Origin of the sequence: Prevotella sp. lc2012, assembly GCF_900107065.1 — a bacterium.
In the GTDB taxonomy this organism is placed as follows: domain Bacteria; phylum Bacteroidota; class Bacteroidia; order Bacteroidales; family Bacteroidaceae; genus Prevotella.
In genome coordinates this window covers 13,527-29,526 of the sequence record NZ_FNUF01000005.1, presented here as the reverse complement: position 1 = coordinate 29,526, position 16,000 = coordinate 13,527, and the positions used below count along the sequence as shown (strand labels likewise).

Below are 16,000 nucleotides of genomic sequence, written 5' to 3'. Positions count from 1 at the left end.
TGAGTTTTATGTTTACAGTTTAGAATATACAACTATGAGCGAAAACAACAGCATAGAGATTCTGGATTTCGGAGCACCGGAAAAGGAACATAGCATTATCAAAGTAATCGGTGTCGGCGGTGGTGGTGGCAATGCCGTCAACCATATGTATCGCGAAGGCATCCATGATGTTACATTCGTGCTTTGCAACACCGATAACCAAGCACTCAACGACTCGCCTGTGCCTGTTCATCTACAACTGGGCAAAGAGGGGCTTGGAGCCGGCAATAAACCCGAGAAAGCGCGTCAAGCCGCCGAGGAGAGTATTGAGGATATCCGTAATATGCTTAGCGATGGCACCCGTATGGCATTCATTACCGCCGGTATGGGTGGCGGCACTGGCACTGGTGCGGCTCCTGTTATAGCCCGTATATCCAAGGAATTGGGTATCCTCACTGTCGGTATCGTTACCATCCCCTTCCGTTTCGAGGGCGACCGTAAGATTGATCAAGCACTCGACGGTGTGGAGGAGATGTCGAAGCATGTCGATGCCCTGCTCGTCATCAACAATGAACGTCTCCGTGAAATCTATCCCGAATTGTCAGTTCTCGATGCTTTCGGTAAAGCTGATGACACGCTGAGCGTAGCCGCCAAGAGCATTGCAGAAATCATTACAGTACACGGGCTAATTAACCTCGACTTCAACGACGTAAAGACAGTGCTTAAGGATGGTGGCGTAGCTATCATGTCGACAGGTTACGGAGAAGGAGAGGGACGTGTAAGAAAAGCCATCGACGACGCTCTGAACTCTCCACTACTCAACGACAACGACATCTTCAACTCCAAGAAAATCTTACTCTCCATTTCGTTTGCAGGCTCCAAGGATGGTCAGACATCCTTGATGATGGAAGAGATGAACGACGTAAACGACTTCATGGCGAAATTCGGCAACGACTTTGAGATAAAATGGGGGCTTGCCACGGATCTAGAACTTGGCAAAAAGGTGAAAGTGACCATTCTGGCCACTGGTTTTGGTATTGAGAATGTCGACGGGATGAACGGGCATCTGAAAAAACATAGTCAAGAGGATATCAACCGCATCGCTGCTGAACAGGAGAAAGCCGCTGAACGTCAAGACCGTCGTAACCGCTACTACGGCGGTGAAGGTGCGACCAAGCGATATAAGCGTCGTCCAAACATTTATCTCTTCCGTCCAGAAGATCTGGATAACGACGATGTCATATCTGCTGTTGAATCAACACCGACCTACAAGCGCACCCGTGAGATTCTGGAGAGCATCAATAGTCAGGCAAGCGGTGACGAGACAACCATCCCGGAAAATTTCCCTAGCGACCCACAAGAGCCCATCCAAAGCACGATTAAATTTGCTTAAACATACCTTTAAAATGTATACGTTAGGTATACGGAAAGAGGAGACAGATGTGAATCTGTCTCCTCTCTATTTATTGATATAGCTCCTGTAGGACTGATAAAGACTTCAGTTCTGGAAAATCAGCAAGATGAAGTCGATAATAGTTGAGCGTAACCTCTAACAATCTGTTACGATCCTGATGCGATAATCGGTAAAGGTGCATCGTCGGGTAGTCCATCCTCATCATCCGCAGAATCCTCGCAGCATCTTCCGGCTCCAAGAAATCCCGATGGACAGGTGGATAAGTCATGAATGTACTCTCTCTCAAATCGAAATAACACCCATCCTGGTAGTTATCCAAATTCGGATAGAACCCTAGAAAACGAGAGAGTCGCATCAGGAACACTAGATGAAAATTGGCATAGTTACTCTCCTGATTGTCCAACCACTGGATGCTGTGTGTCATATAATCGAAGAGAGGCACATTCTGCTGTTCCGACCGTAAAGCATAATAGAGAAACTCCGCCACGAACAAAGACATGGAAAGTTTACACGCATCAAAAGGGATGGTCATGAAGGGATAGGCAAGTCTTACGTCCGACAATTTCTGCAACTGTACCTTAGATCGGATGTCAGACTCGATATCCAACATTGTCAGTGGTTGGAAGAATTGTTTCTTCACCTTCGACTTCACCGACTTTGGGATGCTGACGATAAACGATAGTCTACCGTGACTTCTGGTGAACACATCTACAATCATCCGCGTCTCACCATACTTCAGCGCATGAAGCACAACAGCCTGAGTTTTCGTTAACATACGATGCAAAGTTAAGAAAAAAGCTACAGATAACGCCGATAATCCTAGAAAAAGATCGACCAAATACAAAAAAACAGCAATTTCCACGGCTTCTTTGGCATTTTTCCTAAAGAAAATTTTGTCAATTGGAAAAATTGATGTAATTTTGCAGCCGCATTTGACGACTATGGTCCCTTCGTCTATCGGTTAGGACGAGAGATTTTCATTCTCTAAAGAGGAGTTCGACTCTCCTAGGGACTACGATTAAATCCGCCATCTGCACAGCCAAGTGCTACCTGCCATCAGGGATAAGGTGACGGAGGATTCGGATAGCAATATTCCGAGTCCGCCCAGGGCAGTCCTCGAGACGTAAGACCCATAAGCTTTAAATTAATAATAAATAATCAAAATTAAAAATGGCAAATCACAAATCATCCGTGAAGAGAATTCGTCAGGACAAGAAGAAGGCACTTCACAATCACTATTACGCAAAGACTATGCGTAACGCTGTGCGTAAACTGCGCGCTATGACAAACAAGGAAGAGGCTGTCGCCTTATACCCGAAGGTTCAGAAGATGCTTGACAAGTTGGCAAAGACCAACGTCATCCACAAGAACAAGGCCGCAAACCTGAAGTCTAGCCTTGCTATGCACATTAACAAGCTGGGATAATCATTTTAAAACTGGCATATACGGATCACTTACGAAAGTTGGTGATCCGTTTATTTTTCCCCTTTCAGCAATTCCCCTCCCTTTGGGAGGGGAGTTTTTGTTTTTTGTGGTTTTTTAGCAGATAAAGACTCGTTAATCTCATTTCTTTTTAGTACCTTTGCAGAAAATTATGCATAGACAGACCACACTGTCTTTGATATCAATTAGTGAACATTTGAAAAAATGACAGAAGAACAACTGAACCAAGAACAAAACTATTCCGCGAGTAACATCCAGGTGCTCGAAGGCCTCGAAGCCGTACGCAAACGTCCTGCGATGTACATCGGCGACATCAGCGAAAAAGGCCTCCACCATCTGGTCAATGAGACCGTCGACAACTCTATCGATGAGGCGATGGCTGGCTTCTGTACGCATATTGAAGTAACCATTAATGAAGATAACTCTATCACCGTACAGGACAACGGTCGTGGTATTCCTGTTGACGAGCACGAAAAGATGCATAAGTCGGCCCTCGAGGTCGTTATGACCGTGCTTCATGCTGGAGGAAAGTTCGACAAAGGCTCCTATAAAGTATCTGGAGGACTCCACGGTGTGGGTGTATCCTGTGTGAATGCCCTATCCACTCATATGCTCTCACAGGTATTCCGCAACGGCCATATCTACCAGCAGGAATACGAGAAAGGCAAGCCCCTCTACGACGTGAAAATTGTTGGCGATACAGACAAAACAGGTACCCGTCAGCAGTTCTGGCCTGATGGTTCCATATTCACCACCACCGAATATAAATACGACATCATCGCCAAACGTATGCGTGAATTGGCCTATCTGAATGCCGGTATCACCATCACACTCAAGGACATGCGTCCCGACGAAGACGGCAACCTGAAGGAAGAAGTATTCCATGCTAAGGAAGGACTGAAGGAGTTCGTGCGCTATGTAGACCGTCACCGTACCCACCTATTCGACGATGTCATCTATTTGAAGACAGAGAAACAAGGTGTACCCATTGAGGTGGCAGTGATGTACAATACAGACTACAGCGAGAATATCCACTCCTACGTTAATAACATTAACACTATCGAAGGTGGCACGCACCTTCAGGGTTTCCGTATGGCACTAACCCGCACCCTGAAGAAATATGCCGACGAGGATCCCAATATCTCGAAACAGATTGAAAAGGCGAAGATTGAGTTGGCCGGTGACGACTTCCGCGAGGGACTGACAGCCGTCATTTCCATCAAGGTGGCAGAGCCCCAGTTTGAGGGTCAGACCAAAACCAAACTCGGAAACTCCGAGGTGGCCGGAGCTGTACAGCAGGCTGTCGGAGAGGCGCTGACCAATTATCTCGAGGAGCATCCGAGAGAGGCTAAAATGGTGTGTGACAAGGTGGTGCTTGCTGCAACCGCCCGTATCGCTGCTCGCAAGGCCCGTGAGAGCGTACAACGCAAGAACCCGATGACGGGTGGCGGTTTGCCTGGTAAATTGGCCGACTGCTCAAACAAAGACCCGAAGGAGTGTGAGATATTCCTCGTCGAGGGTGATTCTGCAGGTGGTTCTGCCAAACAAGGGCGAGATCGTCATTTCCAGGCTATCCTACCTCTGCGCGGAAAGATTCTAAACGTGGAGAAAGTACAATGGCATCGTGTATTCGAGGCCGAGTCTGTGATGAACATCATCCAATCAATCGGTGTGCGTTTCGGTGTTGAAGGCGAAGGCGACCGTGAGGCAAACATTGACAAGTTGCGCTACGATAAAATCATCATCATGACCGACGCCGATGTCGATGGCTCACACATCGACACGCTGATCATGACGCTATTCTATCGCTTTATGCCACAGGTAATCCAAGGCGGTCACCTCTATATCGCTACACCACCACTCTATAAATGTACCTATAAGAAGCAGTCTGAATATTGTTATACAGAACAACAACGTCAGGCATTCATAGACAAGTACGTGGCTGGCAACGGTGATGATAAAGCACTCCACACGCAGCGTTACAAAGGTCTCGGAGAGATGAATCCTGAGCAGTTGTGGGAGACCACCATGAACCCAGAGAACCGTCTACTGAAACAAGTGACCATCGAAAATGCCGCAGAGGCTGACGAGATTTTCTCTATGCTGATGGGTGACGATGTAGAGCCACGCCGCGAGTTCATCGAGAAGAACGCAACCTATGCGAACATCGACGCATAATATTAATCATTAAATACTTTTTCACGACCCCACCCACACAGGCGCTGCCCGTTGGGTGGGGTTTTATCTTCATCGATACTCCTTCGCCTGACGCTTCCCATGAAGAACGGCAAGAGCATTAAGAGCGAGAGCCTCCATTTCATCTTCCCCTGGAAAACAGAAGACTGGGGCCAAGAAACCGATACGCCGACGTAGACGACCGACGACATATTCTGAGCGAGCCAGACCACCCGTCAGCAAGATTGCATCAATTACTCCACAAAGAACAGCCGCTTCTGCCGCAATATTCTTCGCTACATGATAGATCATCGCATCAAGAATCAATTCTGCGTGTCTGTCGCCATCCTCCTCTATACGACGGATTATCTCACGCACGTCGTTCGTACCAAGATGTGCATTAAGACCGGCTTTACCCGCAATACGTTTCAGAAGTTGCTTCTCACTGTACTTTCCACTGAAACAAAGGCGAATCAAGTCTGCAGCAGGCAGACTGCCTGCACGCTCGGGCGAAAACGGGCCTTCACCATCAAGGGCATTATTCGCATCAACAGCTCTTCCCTTTTGATGAGCTGCGACAGAAATGCCGCCACCCATATGACAGACTATCAGGTTCAAATCTTCATACTCACGGCCAATTTCAGCGGCATAGCGCCGAGCGATGGCACGTTGGTTTAAGGCATGCCAGATACAAATGCGGTTCATCAACGGTGAACCCGAGATACGAGCATAATCATTCAATTCATCTACCACGCCCGGATCAGCTATAAAAGAACGACAACCGGAAATCTCCGAGGCAATCTCATGCGCAATCAAACACCCCAGATTACAAGCATGGTTATGCAAAGCAATACCACTATGGGTATCCTGAATCATCAGATCATTAATCTCATAGACCCCACCCTCTAGCGGCTTCACCAATCCACCACGTCCGATGACAGCATCAAACACAACTGCGATACCCGCTCGTCTTACCTCGTCGATTACCAGACGCTTTCGATAATTCTGCTGTTCGAGCACATCATCGAATTGAGACAATTCCTCTGGCGTATGAACGATTGTCCGCAACAGAACCGGTTTCTCGTCGTTATAGACGGCAAGTTTCGTAGAGGTGGAACCAGGATTGATCACAAGAATCTTCATCGTTGTTAGTAGCTTATTAACAGAAAGGATTACATGATGTTTTTCTTTGATTAGATGGCCGCTAACGCCAGAGAGTAATACTTGGAGTCGGGACTGTCGGCACGCGAGGGCAACACGCAACAGCACTGCGTTCCCTGGAGAACACCAGCCGTCTTAGCATAGCCAAAGAGTGTCAGTGTCTTATAAAACACATTACCCGCCACTATATCTGGAAAGATCAGCGCATCTGCTCGTCCGTCGATAACGGAACGGATGCCTTTCTCACGCAGGCTTACGGAATCGAGCGATGTCTTCAGATCCAACGGTCCGTCAATGATGCAACGCCCAAATGCTCCCGTCTGCGCTTCTGCGATAATCTCTAGATAGTCGACGGTATAAGGGAAGACTTTCGCACTAACCTTCTCGGCACAGTGGATCAATGAAATACGCGGTTCCTCAATACCAAGGGCATGACAGACATAGTTGACATAATGAATCTGTTGACGACGCTGCGCCTCAGTTGGCACAGGAATCACTGCAGCATCAGTGAAGAACAGCAATTTCTCGTACTTCGGGATCTCAGCCATAGCCACATGCGTCAACACATGACCGGGACGGAGAATGCCATTCTCTTTGTCCAATATAGCACGCAATAGAATATCAGTATTGATGAGACCTTTCATGAGAATATCTGCCTCTCCGCTTTTACACAGAGCCACAGCCCGACGAGCACACTCGTCTTTATCGTCACCATCGACATAGATTGGTTCAATGAATCCCATCTCACGACCTTTCTCTAAAGCATAACGGGTACTAGCATCATTTGCACATACCACAGCGACGCGTTTTCTGTCACCCCGTTGCTGAAGGAAAACAATCATATCATTGAGATTTCTGATCGACTGCATAGGTTTTGTTTTTTCGGTTTTATGCTGCAAATATACAAAAATTCCGTATCTTTGCAAACGATTAGAGACTAAAAACGATTATCATGAGAAAAACTCTGTTTCTGTCACTCCTGACTGTCGCCTTAGTTACGACAGCCCAAGAACAGTCCCCGATGGTTTTACGATACAACCGTCCTGCAGAATTCTTCGAGGAATCGTTGCCTATAGGCAACGGCAAGCTCGGTGCTCTAGTCTATGGCGGTATCCATGACAATATCATTTTTCTGAACGATATCACCCTGTGGACGGGAAAGCCCACAGACAAAAATCTTGATGCCGATGCTCACCTATGGATTCCAAGAATCCGTGAGGCCCTATTTAATGAAGACTATGCCCTAGCCGACTCACTGCAACTGCACGTGCAAGGACCCAACAGCCAGCATTTCCAACCTCTCGGCACACTACACATCGAAGATCTTAGTCCCGGTAAAGTAAGCGACTACCACCGTAGCCTCAATATCGACAGCGCAATTATTCGTGACCGTTACATCCGTAATGGTAAAACCATTGAACGAGAGTATTTCGCTTCACATCCCGACAAGCTCATCGCCATTCGTCTCAGAGGCGATGTCAACTGTCGCATCTCCTTGACAGCACAGATACCCCATAAGGTTAAGGCAATAGCAAACTGTCAAAACCATCAACTCACCATGACAGGGCATGCCACTGGCGACCCTCAGGAGAGCATCCATTTCTGTACCATCCTCAAAGCTAAAACCGACGGAGAGGTGACAGCCAGTGATTCATCACTGATCATCAGCAAGGCCCATGAAGCAATCATCTATATTGTCAACGAGACCAGTTTCAATGGCTTCGACAAGCACCCCGTCAGCGAAGGAGCTCCTTATTTGAACAATGTAATAGATGATATCTGGCACACAGAAAACTATAGCTTTGATGTTTTTCTTGAGCGTCATCTTGCCGATTATAAGACATTCTATGATCGGATGAAGATTCGTCTTTCCGATAAAGACGAAACATCCATATACCTCGGCAATACCGATGACCTTCTGAAAAATTATACTGACGGTGGCGGTCAAAGTAGATATCTCGAGGAACTCTATTTCCAATTTGGACGTTACCTGCTGATTTCTTGCTCACGTACGCCAGGTGTCCCCGCTAACCTACAAGGATTATGGACGCCACACCTCTGGTCACCTTGGCGCGGTAACTATACAGTGAACATCAACCTCGAAGAGAACTATTGGCCCGTCTTCGTGGCCAACCTGGCAGAGATGGCTGAGCCGCTTAACGGCTTCATTGATGCCCTCGCCAAAAATGGTCGGTATACCGCAAAGAACTACTACGGCATTGATGAGGGATGGTGCTCCAGTCATAATAGTGATATTTGGGCCATGACAAACCCCGTCGGTGAGAAAAACGAGAAGCCAGAATGGGCCAACTGGAACCTCGGCGGTGCCTGGCTCGTAAATACCCTATGGGAGCGCTACCTGTTCACCCAGGACAAGGACTATCTGCGTTCGGTAGCCTATCCGCTGATGAAAGGCGCAACACAATTCTGCCTACGCTGGCTCATCGAAAACCCCAAACAGTCCGGAGAACTCATCACAGCACCCAGTACATCGCCTGAAAATGAATACAAGACCGATAAGGGTTATCACGGCATGACCTGCTATGGTGGTACGGCCGATCTCGCCATCATCCGCGAGTTAATTCTTAACACCATCGCTGCCGGAAGGGTTCTCGGATTGGAAAATAAGGAGATGGAACAGACACTAGCCCGTCTTCATCCCTACACCATCGGTCATCTGGGTGATTTGAACGAGTGGTACTTCGACTGGGACGACTGGGACCCGCAGCATCGTCACCAAAGCCACCTCATCGGTCTCTATCCCGGTAATCATCTAATTGAAGATTCTGGAGCCGAACTGTTAAAGGCCTGTGAGCGTTCCCTTGAAATCAAGGGCGATAAGACTACAGGTTGGAGCACGGGCTGGCGCATCAACCTATGGGCTCGTCTGCACAAGCCCGAGCAAGCCTACCATATCTATCAGAAACTATTGACATACGTATCACCCGACAACTACAGAGGCCCGTATCGCCGCCGCAGCGGAGGTACCTACCCCAACCTCTTCGATGCCCATCCTCCCTTCCAGATAGACGGGAATTTCGGTGGTATAGCTGGCGTCTGTGAAATGCTGATGCAGAGTGTTGGCAACAGAATCGAATTGTTGCCCGCATGTCCTAAGGCATGGAAAAACGGTTATGTGAGCGGTCTCTGTGCCCGCGGCGGCTATGAACTCCGTTTCGAGTGGAAGGACAGCAAGGTTCACAACTGTACCATCAAGGCCAAGAACGATGGCCTCGTCTCCCTTTTATATAATGGTATAGAGAGAACCATCAGGCTGAAGGCTGGTGAAACCAAAAACATCAAAACATGGTAAAAGTACAGATCAAAGAAACCGACCTGAACAAGGTCAAGACATGGAGTGAGTCGGCCTATCTCGACAACGATCTTCTGCTGACCGAACGTATCAACGAGGCACCGATGCCGACAGAACCAAGACGAATGAACTTCATCCTCATCGGTCTCTGTACCAAAGGACAAGTGATGTACCAACTCGACACACAGAAACAGGTGATCAGTCCTGGGGACATCCTCATTGTCAGTGAACGACATGTCGTGGACAATTATCAACGTTCTCCCGATATGGAAGGATTGTGCATGATCATGTCGGTTGACTTCTACCGAGAAATCATCAAAAATGTGAGTGACGTCAGCGCATTATTTCTCTTCTCCCGACAGCATCCCGTCATCAGACTAGAACCCAAGGAGATTGATACCTTCAAAAGGTACTTCCAAGCCATCAAACAGAAAATCGGCGACGAGAGCAACCATTTCCGGAAGGATCTGATTCGGACGTTGATCCTAGCGATGTTCTACGACCTGAGCAATGTCATCTATCGGGTACAGCAGGACCACAAGCCGCAATCACGAGCAGATGTTATCTTCACAAAATTCATTAAACTGGTAGAAAACTATTATAAGCAGGAACGCCGTGTAGGCTGGTATGCCCAACAGTTATGTATCACGCCAAAGTATCTGTCGGAGACAGTGAAGAGTGTCAGCCGACGCACGCCCAACGAATGGATCGATAATTACGTCACCTTGGAGTTACGTGTCTTACTGAAAGACTCCACAAAAAGCATTAAAGAAATTGCAGAGGAACTGAATTTCCCCAATCAGAGTTTCTTAGGCAAATATTTCAAGGAACATGTGGGTATGCCACCCTCGGAATACCGAAAGTCATAGATACCCCTGTCGCTTCAATTCATCAACCATCTCAAGCAATTCGTGATACCATTCCTCTCCGAAACGTCGGATTAGCGGTTCACGAAGGAACTGATATAGGCGGACATCTTCCAGAACGCCCTTGGCAACAGCCATTTTACAGACTTTCCATCGGTTGTAATTCAAGCCAATGAGATTCTGCCCCATCTTCTTCTCACGAATGGGATAGAGGGCACAACTGATAGGCTTACAGAAATGAGTCTTCCCTGCCCTGTAAGCCTTCTCCAATGCACATAGGCAACAACCATGTACGACGCAAGAAGAACCATCTCTCTGTGTCATTTCTATCTTGTCATAATAGGTGAACACGCAGTCCTTACCATTGACAATACTAGTTACAAGATCGCCTTCCTGGTCGGTATAAGCTACACCCTGCTTGTCTATGACAGCCTGCGCCGAAGCAGAGAGATCATCCCATACCGTATCAACACATGCCTCAATAGCCATTACCTCTTCTATCGACACCGGTGCACCAGCATCACCCTCCACACAGCACTCACCCTTGCAAGCACTGAGATCACAACAAAACTTCTCCGTCAGAATCTCTGAAGAGAGTAGCACATCACCGACTTGGAGTATGGGAGGAAGCTTTTCCAATTGAGAATTGACAATGATAATTACCAGATAATCGGAGTCTTACCGTTCTGTTCAAGATAGGCATTGCAGCGGGAAAACTGGTGCTGCCCAAACCAACCGCCGCGATTGGCACTCAGAGGAGAGGGATGTACAGATTCAAGAACTAGGTTGCTGTTCTTGTCAATCATATAAGCCTTTGAACGGGCATATCCACCCCATAGCATATACACCAGATGCTCACGTTGGGTTGCCAAGGCTTGGATAGCAGCATCCGTAAACTTTTGCCAGCCTAATGTAGAGTGACTGTTAGCCTGATGAGCACGAACAGTCAGCGAGGCATTCAACAACAACACACCCTGCTCAGCCCAGCGCGTCAGATTGCCCGACATGGGAATAGGCGTACCTAGGTCGGCTTGTATTTCCTTAAAGATATTCTGGAGGGAGGGAGGGAACATAATACCATCCTGTACAGAGAAACTCAATCCATGAGCCTGCCCCGGCTCATGATAGGGATCCTGTCCAATAATCACCACCTTTACCTTGTCGAACGGACAGAGATTGAAGGCATTGAAGATCAGTTTGCCCGGTGGATAGCAGGTATATTGGTTATATTCCGCACGAACAGAATTGGTGAGTCCGACAAAATAATCTTTGTCGAACTCACCAAGTAAATGCTGTTTCCAGCTTGGCTCTATCTGAACATTCATTATTTATTGTCGCAGATCAGGTTCTCACCAGTCATGTCGGCAGGCTGCTCCAGACCCATAATGTGCAAGATTGAGGGAGCAACATCGGCCAAACGACCATCCTTAACAGTAGCCGAGTTATTATTGGTTACATAGATGAAAGGAACGGGGTTCAACGAGTGAGCGGTGTTAGGTGTGCCATCGGGATTGATGGCGTTATCAGCATTACCATGGTCAGCAATGATGATAGCCTCATAGTCGTTAGCTTTAGCCGCCTCGATGACCTCACGTACACAGTTGTCCACAGCCCACACAGCCTTAGCAATAGCATTGTATATACCTGTGTGACCCACCATGTCGCCGTTGGCGAAATTCACCACAATAAAGTCATACTTAGCCTCATTGATAGCAGCAACGAGTTTTTCTTTCACCTCAAAAGCGCTCATCTCCGGCTTCAGGTCGTAAGTGGCCACCTTCGGCGAAGCCACAAGAATACGATCCTCGCCCTCATATGGCTGCTCACGTCCACCATTAAAAAAGAACGTTACATGAGCGTATTTTTCTGTCTCAGCAGTATGCAACTGCTTCTTGCCCTGCTTGCTCAAGTACTCACCAAGCGTGTTCTCCACGTTCTCTTTTGGGAAAAGGATATTTACGCCCTTGAATTTTGCGTCGTATGGAGTCATGCAATAGTACTGCAAGCCAGGAATGGTCTTCATGCCCTGCTCAGGCATATCTTCCTGTGTCAAGGCTATGGTCATCTCCTTGGCACGGTCGTTACGGAAGTTGATGAAGATTACCACGTCGCCTTCTTCGATACAACCGTCCACACCGGCATTATGGATTGGCTTAACGAACTCGTCCGTCACACCATCGTCATAACTCTCCTGCATAGCCTGTACCATATCTGTAGCCTGCTTACCCTTGCCGTTGACAATCAGGTCGTATCCCTCCTTTACACGTTCCCAGCGCTTGTCACGATCCATAGCATAGAAGCGTCCAACAATCGAAGCTATGGCTGCATCGTTATCAGCACAGACCTTGGTAATCTGCTCGATAAATCCTTTACCGGAGTGCGGATCGGTATCACGACCGTCCATATAGCAGTGCACGAACACCTGACCTTTCAATCCGTAAGCCTTACCAATCTCGATTAGTTTATAAAGATGATCAAGACTAGAGTGCACGCCACCGTCAGATGTCAGACCCATCAGATGCAGTTTCTTGTTGTTTTCCTTAGCATAGGTATAAGCAGCCTTCACCTGCGGATTCTCCATGATAGAACCATCCTTACAAGCACGGTTAATCTTTACAAGATCCTGATAAACGATGCGACCAGCACCTATATTAAGGTGACCCACTTCAGAGTTACCCATCTGTCCGTCGGGCAGACCTACGTTCTCGCCAGAAGCCTGCAACTGAGAGTGAGCCGATGTGGCTGTTAACAAATCGAGGTAAGGCGTCGGTGTGTTGAAAATCACGTCACCCTTACCATGCTTACCGATTCCCCATCCATCGAGAATCATCAATAGAGCTTTCTTTGCCATAATCTTATTACTAATTTAAACGTACGTTTCTTTTTTCGCGGTGCAAAGTTACGAAAAAAAATCGCAATTCATATTTCCTTTCATATTTATTTCTTATCTTTGCCAACAATAACTAACAATTTATTGATTATGAGACGTTTTGGATTCCTTTTGACAATCATCTTGACATGTCTCGTTAGCAGAGCACAACAAGTAACAGACGAGCCTAAGCTCGAGGTAAAACCCTCAGGACGCATACTTTTTGATGCGGCCTATCTCAACCCGTTACATCAAGATGACGAGTTGGAATCGGGTGTTGGTATCCCCGACATGCGTGTTGGCGTAGGTTTCACCTATGGTCAATGGAAGGGTAAGATTGACATGGGTTATGCCTATGGAAAAGTGAACATGAAGGATGTCTGGGTACAGTACAATTTCAACAAGAAGAACTTCGTGCGTGGCGGATATTTCATCCATCAGTACGGATACCAAAGCTGTACCAGCTCTTCGTTCAAGGAAACGATGGAAGAGCCACAGAGCAACGCCGCTTTTAACGACGACCGTATGATTGGTATGATGTATGAATACACGAGTCCTAAAGTGCTTGCTACAGTAAGTGGCGTGGTAGAGCCTGACGCCATGAAACAGAACACCAACGTAACAGGTAGTGAGGCCATTGGAGCCCTGACACGATTGGTTTGGCACCCACATGTAGAGCGTGGTCATCTGCTTCACGTGGGTATCAGCGGTGGTGTTGAGGGAGCACGGTACGACGCCCATGAAGAACTGAAGCACAAGCAGTTCACCCTCTCAAGCAATTGGCCCACCCGCGTAGCGAAGATCAAGGCTCAACAGGCCCAGATAACCGATGCAAAGACTATGTTTAAGTTCACCCCCGAGATTCTTTTCTCCAAAGGGCGTTTTGCCATGGCAGGTCAGTACTTCTGGAATCGCATCACCCGTCGCAACAATCTCGACGCCTTTACAGGCAGTGGTGCCTATGTTACTGTTCGCGGTCTGATCAAGGGCGATGGCTATAAATACACAATGAATGATGGCGGTATTGACACACCCGATGCAGGCTTTATGGAACTGCTGTTCCAGTACAACTACACCTCACTTTCTGATGCCAAGGCTGGTATCCATGGTGGCTATCTCAACGACTGGACAATCGCTTACAACTATTATGTAAACAAGTATATGATTTGGCGTATCCGCGCTTCATATACCAAGGTTACTGGTCGTGCAAACTATGCTGACAACGAAGTTTCTATACTCGAAACCCGCTTCCAAGTAAAATTCTAATCACAACTAAAATACAAACAATATGAAGAAGATTATTATACTGGCTGCCTTGATTATTGCAGCCGTTAGTGCTCAGGCACAGAGTGACAAGTCACCAGTCGATGCTTATTTCACAACAAGCGAAATGCCCGACATGCTGAAATGGTGTCCAGCCCCACCCGACACTGTTGGTCCACACTTTGCGTATGATATCATGCAGTACTTCTGGGGTAAAGATATGCGTAACAACAAAGAGCGCGCTGCCATTGCCATCCGCGATGCTGTGTATGGGCTCGATTGTATCATCCGTGAGTTCAGTGAGCCCTTTGGCCTAAAAATCTCAAAGGAAGAAACACCTGAGATTTACAAGGTGTTGCGCGAGGGAACTGCCACATGCGACAGTATCTGTACCATCCCCAAGCGCTACTACATGCGCAAGCGCCCGTTCATGCGATTCAACGAGCCTACACTCTACCCTGCTGATGAGCCACATCTGCGCACAAATGGCTCCTATCCATCAGGCCATACGCTGCTTGGTTGGAGCTCAGCCCTACTGCTCTCTGAGATCAATCCGGATCGTGCTGACACCATTTTGGCCCGTGGTTATATGTATGGCGAAAGTCGGGTGATTGTTGGTGCCCACTGGCAAAGTGATATAGACGCTGCCCGCTTGGCCGCTAGCGCCGCCTATGCCCGTCTGCACACCAGCGAGCGATTCTTAGAACAGATGCGTCGTGCCCGTCAGGAGTTCCGTTGCAAGATGGGGCTCGCTACCCCTGCCGAACTGAAAGCCTACCAAAAAGCGCAAGCCAAGCGCGTCAAAAAGTGATCTCAGAAACCGCAAATAAGCATACAAGGAGACTCTTTACGAGTCCCCTTGTATGGTGTTTGAATATTTTAGAAATCTCCAAAATCGATACTTAACTGGCCATCTCCAAGCAGATTATAGCTCTTGCGATGGTAAGGTGTAACGCCGTATTGCTTTATGGCTTCACGATGTCTCTTTGTGGGATAACCCTTGTTTGATAACCAATCGTATTGTGGATATTCCTCTGCCAGTTTGTTCATATAGTCGTCACGATATGTCTTGGCCAGGATGCTTGCTGCAGCTATAGCCAGATACTTACCGTCGCCCTTTACAATAGTAGTATGAGGCAATTGCTTTCCATCAACAGGATCCTTATAGGGCTTGAATTTATTGCCATCGACGATGATCGCCTCAGGACGCGCTTTAAGTTGGTTGAGTGCACGATGCATGGCCATGATCGATGCATTAAGGATGTTGATTTTGTCGATTTCCTCAGGAGTAACGATGCCAACAGCCCAAGCCACTGCATCGTGCTCGATAATTTCACGAAGTTGATATCGCTTCTTCTCTGAAAGCTGCTTCGAGTCATTCAACAGATCATTCTGATAGTTCTCTGGCAGAATTACTGCAGCAGCATATACACTACCTGCCAAGCAACCACGCCCTGCCTCATCACAACCGGCCTCAACCTTTCCTTCATAAAAATGACTCTTCAACATACCTTGTT

At 47.5% G+C, this 16,000-nt stretch carries 14 protein-coding genes and 1 tRNA gene; 8 read left to right on the top strand and 7 right to left on the bottom strand.

The features are described 5' to 3' along the window. The first annotated feature begins 34 nt into the window (after positions 1 to 34). Positions 35 to 1,372: a cell division protein FtsZ gene (ftsZ, locus tag BLU99_RS10025; RefSeq protein WP_091901688.1), complete on the top strand. Its 1,338-nt coding sequence runs from the start codon at positions 35 to 37 to the stop codon at positions 1,370 to 1,372. A 70-nt stretch (positions 1,373 to 1,442) separates the two neighbouring features. On the opposite strand, the gene recO is transcribed toward ftsZ, so the two are convergent. Then, a complete protein-coding gene (recO, locus tag BLU99_RS10020) occupies positions 1,443 to 2,168 on the bottom strand; it encodes a DNA repair protein RecO (protein ID WP_091901687.1) in 726 nt (241 codons plus the stop codon). 168 nt (positions 2,169 to 2,336) lie between these two features. On the opposite strand from recO, the gene BLU99_RS12315 reads away from it, so the two are divergent. The 3 genes from BLU99_RS12315 to gyrB all read left to right on the top strand — a co-directional run bounded on the left by BLU99_RS12315 (position 2,337) and on the right by gyrB (position 5,014). After that, positions 2,337 to 2,408: transfer RNA gene (locus BLU99_RS12315), tRNA-Glu, on the top strand. A gap of 155 nt (positions 2,409 to 2,563) precedes the next feature. Then, the gene (gene rpsT, locus BLU99_RS10015; RefSeq protein ID WP_091901686.1) at positions 2,564 to 2,818 is read left to right on the top strand and encodes a 30S ribosomal protein S20; all 255 of its coding nucleotides are present in this window, start codon (positions 2,564 to 2,566) and stop codon (positions 2,816 to 2,818) included. 222 nt (positions 2,819 to 3,040) lie between these two features. After that, positions 3,041 to 5,014 (top strand): DNA topoisomerase (ATP-hydrolyzing) subunit B, encoded by a 1,974-nt coding sequence (gene gyrB, locus BLU99_RS10010; protein ID WP_091901684.1) that lies wholly within the window; start codon positions 3,041 to 3,043, stop codon positions 5,012 to 5,014. 69 nt (positions 5,015 to 5,083) lie between these two features. Here gyrB and buk read toward each other — a convergent pair whose 3' ends face one another. Further along, the gene (buk, locus tag BLU99_RS10005; protein ID WP_091901682.1) at positions 5,084 to 6,154 is read right to left on the bottom strand and encodes a butyrate kinase; all 1,071 of its coding nucleotides are present in this window, start codon (positions 6,152 to 6,154) and stop codon (positions 5,084 to 5,086) included. Between the two features lie 50 nt (positions 6,155 to 6,204). Continuing rightward, the gene (locus BLU99_RS10000) at positions 6,205 to 7,041 is read right to left on the bottom strand and encodes a phosphate acyltransferase (protein ID WP_091901680.1); all 837 of its coding nucleotides are present in this window, start codon (positions 7,039 to 7,041) and stop codon (positions 6,205 to 6,207) included. 83 nt (positions 7,042 to 7,124) lie between these two features. Here BLU99_RS10000 and BLU99_RS09995 point away from each other — a divergent pair, with 83 nt between their 5' ends. Together BLU99_RS09995 and BLU99_RS09990 are read left to right on the top strand one after the other, a co-directional pair. Then, entirely contained in the window at positions 7,125 to 9,485 is a 2,361-nt protein-coding gene (locus BLU99_RS09995) for a glycoside hydrolase family 95 protein (protein ID WP_091901678.1), read from the top strand. Continuing rightward, the gene (locus tag BLU99_RS09990; protein ID WP_091901676.1) at positions 9,479 to 10,354 is read left to right on the top strand and encodes an AraC family transcriptional regulator; all 876 of its coding nucleotides are present in this window, start codon (positions 9,479 to 9,481) and stop codon (positions 10,352 to 10,354) included. Before BLU99_RS09995 ends, BLU99_RS09990 begins: the two co-directional genes overlap by 7 nt. Here BLU99_RS09990 and BLU99_RS09985 read toward each other — a convergent pair. From BLU99_RS09985 to gpmI, 3 genes are read right to left on the bottom strand one after another with little or no spacing between them, the layout of a single operon-like run. Beyond that, positions 10,349 to 10,990: a DUF3109 family protein gene (locus BLU99_RS09985; protein ID WP_091901674.1), complete on the bottom strand. Its 642-nt coding sequence runs from the start codon at positions 10,988 to 10,990 to the stop codon at positions 10,349 to 10,351. The genes BLU99_RS09990 and BLU99_RS09985 overlap by 6 nt on opposite strands. A 20-nt stretch (positions 10,991 to 11,010) precedes the next feature. Further along, positions 11,011 to 11,676 carry a uracil-DNA glycosylase gene (locus BLU99_RS09980; protein WP_091901672.1) on the bottom strand — a complete coding sequence of 222 codons (666 nt, stop codon included), beginning with the start codon at positions 11,674 to 11,676 and terminating at the stop codon, positions 11,011 to 11,013. Beyond that, a complete protein-coding gene (gpmI, locus tag BLU99_RS09975) occupies positions 11,676 to 13,202 on the bottom strand; it encodes a 2,3-bisphosphoglycerate-independent phosphoglycerate mutase (protein ID WP_091901670.1) in 1,527 nt (508 codons plus the stop codon). Before gpmI ends, BLU99_RS09980 begins: the two co-directional genes overlap by 1 nt. Before the next feature lie 129 nt (positions 13,203 to 13,331). Here gpmI and BLU99_RS09970 point away from each other — a divergent pair, with 129 nt between their 5' ends. Together BLU99_RS09970 and BLU99_RS09965 are read left to right on the top strand one after the other, a co-directional pair. After that, complete coding sequence (locus BLU99_RS09970; RefSeq protein WP_091901668.1) at positions 13,332 to 14,486, top strand: porin; 1,155 nt, start codon at positions 13,332 to 13,334, stop codon at positions 14,484 to 14,486. A 22-nt stretch (positions 14,487 to 14,508) separates the two neighbouring features. Further along, entirely contained in the window at positions 14,509 to 15,294 is a 786-nt protein-coding gene (locus BLU99_RS09965) for an acid phosphatase (RefSeq protein ID WP_091901666.1), read from the top strand. Between the two features lie 68 nt (positions 15,295 to 15,362). Here the strand turns inward: BLU99_RS09965 and BLU99_RS09960 are convergent, their stop codons facing one another. Further along, positions 15,363 to 15,992: a ribonuclease HII gene (locus tag BLU99_RS09960; protein WP_091901664.1), complete on the bottom strand. Its 630-nt coding sequence runs from the start codon at positions 15,990 to 15,992 to the stop codon at positions 15,363 to 15,365. Between the last annotated feature and the right edge of the window lie 8 nt (positions 15,993 to 16,000).

What these genes read in the sequence shown, in the direction of transcription:
- ftsZ (WP_091901688.1), top strand. Translation starts at nt 35, where the DNA reads ATGAGCGAAAACAACAGCATAGAGATTCTGGATTTCGGAGCACCGGAA.
- recO (WP_091901687.1), bottom strand. Translation starts at nt 2,168, where the DNA reads ATGTTAACGAAAACTCAGGCTGTTGTGCTTCATGCGCTGAAGTATGGT.
- rpsT (WP_091901686.1), top strand. Translation starts at nt 2,564, where the DNA reads ATGGCAAATCACAAATCATCCGTGAAGAGAATTCGTCAGGACAAGAAG.
- gyrB (WP_091901684.1), top strand. Translation starts at nt 3,041, where the DNA reads ATGACAGAAGAACAACTGAACCAAGAACAAAACTATTCCGCGAGTAAC.
- buk (WP_091901682.1), bottom strand. Translation starts at nt 6,154, where the DNA reads ATGAAGATTCTTGTGATCAATCCTGGTTCCACCTCTACGAAACTTGCC.
- BLU99_RS10000 (WP_091901680.1), bottom strand. Translation starts at nt 7,041, where the DNA reads ATGCAGTCGATCAGAAATCTCAATGATATGATTGTTTTCCTTCAGCAA.
- BLU99_RS09995 (WP_091901678.1), top strand. Translation starts at nt 7,125, where the DNA reads ATGAGAAAAACTCTGTTTCTGTCACTCCTGACTGTCGCCTTAGTTACG.
- BLU99_RS09990 (WP_091901676.1), top strand. Translation starts at nt 9,479, where the DNA reads ATGGTAAAAGTACAGATCAAAGAAACCGACCTGAACAAGGTCAAGACA.
- BLU99_RS09980 (WP_091901672.1), bottom strand. Translation starts at nt 11,676, where the DNA reads ATGAATGTTCAGATAGAGCCAAGCTGGAAACAGCATTTACTTGGTGAG.
- gpmI (WP_091901670.1), bottom strand. Translation starts at nt 13,202, where the DNA reads ATGGCAAAGAAAGCTCTATTGATGATTCTCGATGGATGGGGAATCGGT.
- BLU99_RS09970 (WP_091901668.1), top strand. Translation starts at nt 13,332, where the DNA reads ATGAGACGTTTTGGATTCCTTTTGACAATCATCTTGACATGTCTCGTT.
- BLU99_RS09965 (WP_091901666.1), top strand. Translation starts at nt 14,509, where the DNA reads ATGAAGAAGATTATTATACTGGCTGCCTTGATTATTGCAGCCGTTAGT.
- BLU99_RS09960 (WP_091901664.1), bottom strand. Translation starts at nt 15,992, where the DNA reads ATGTTGAAGAGTCATTTTTATGAAGGAAAGGTTGAGGCCGGTTGTGAT.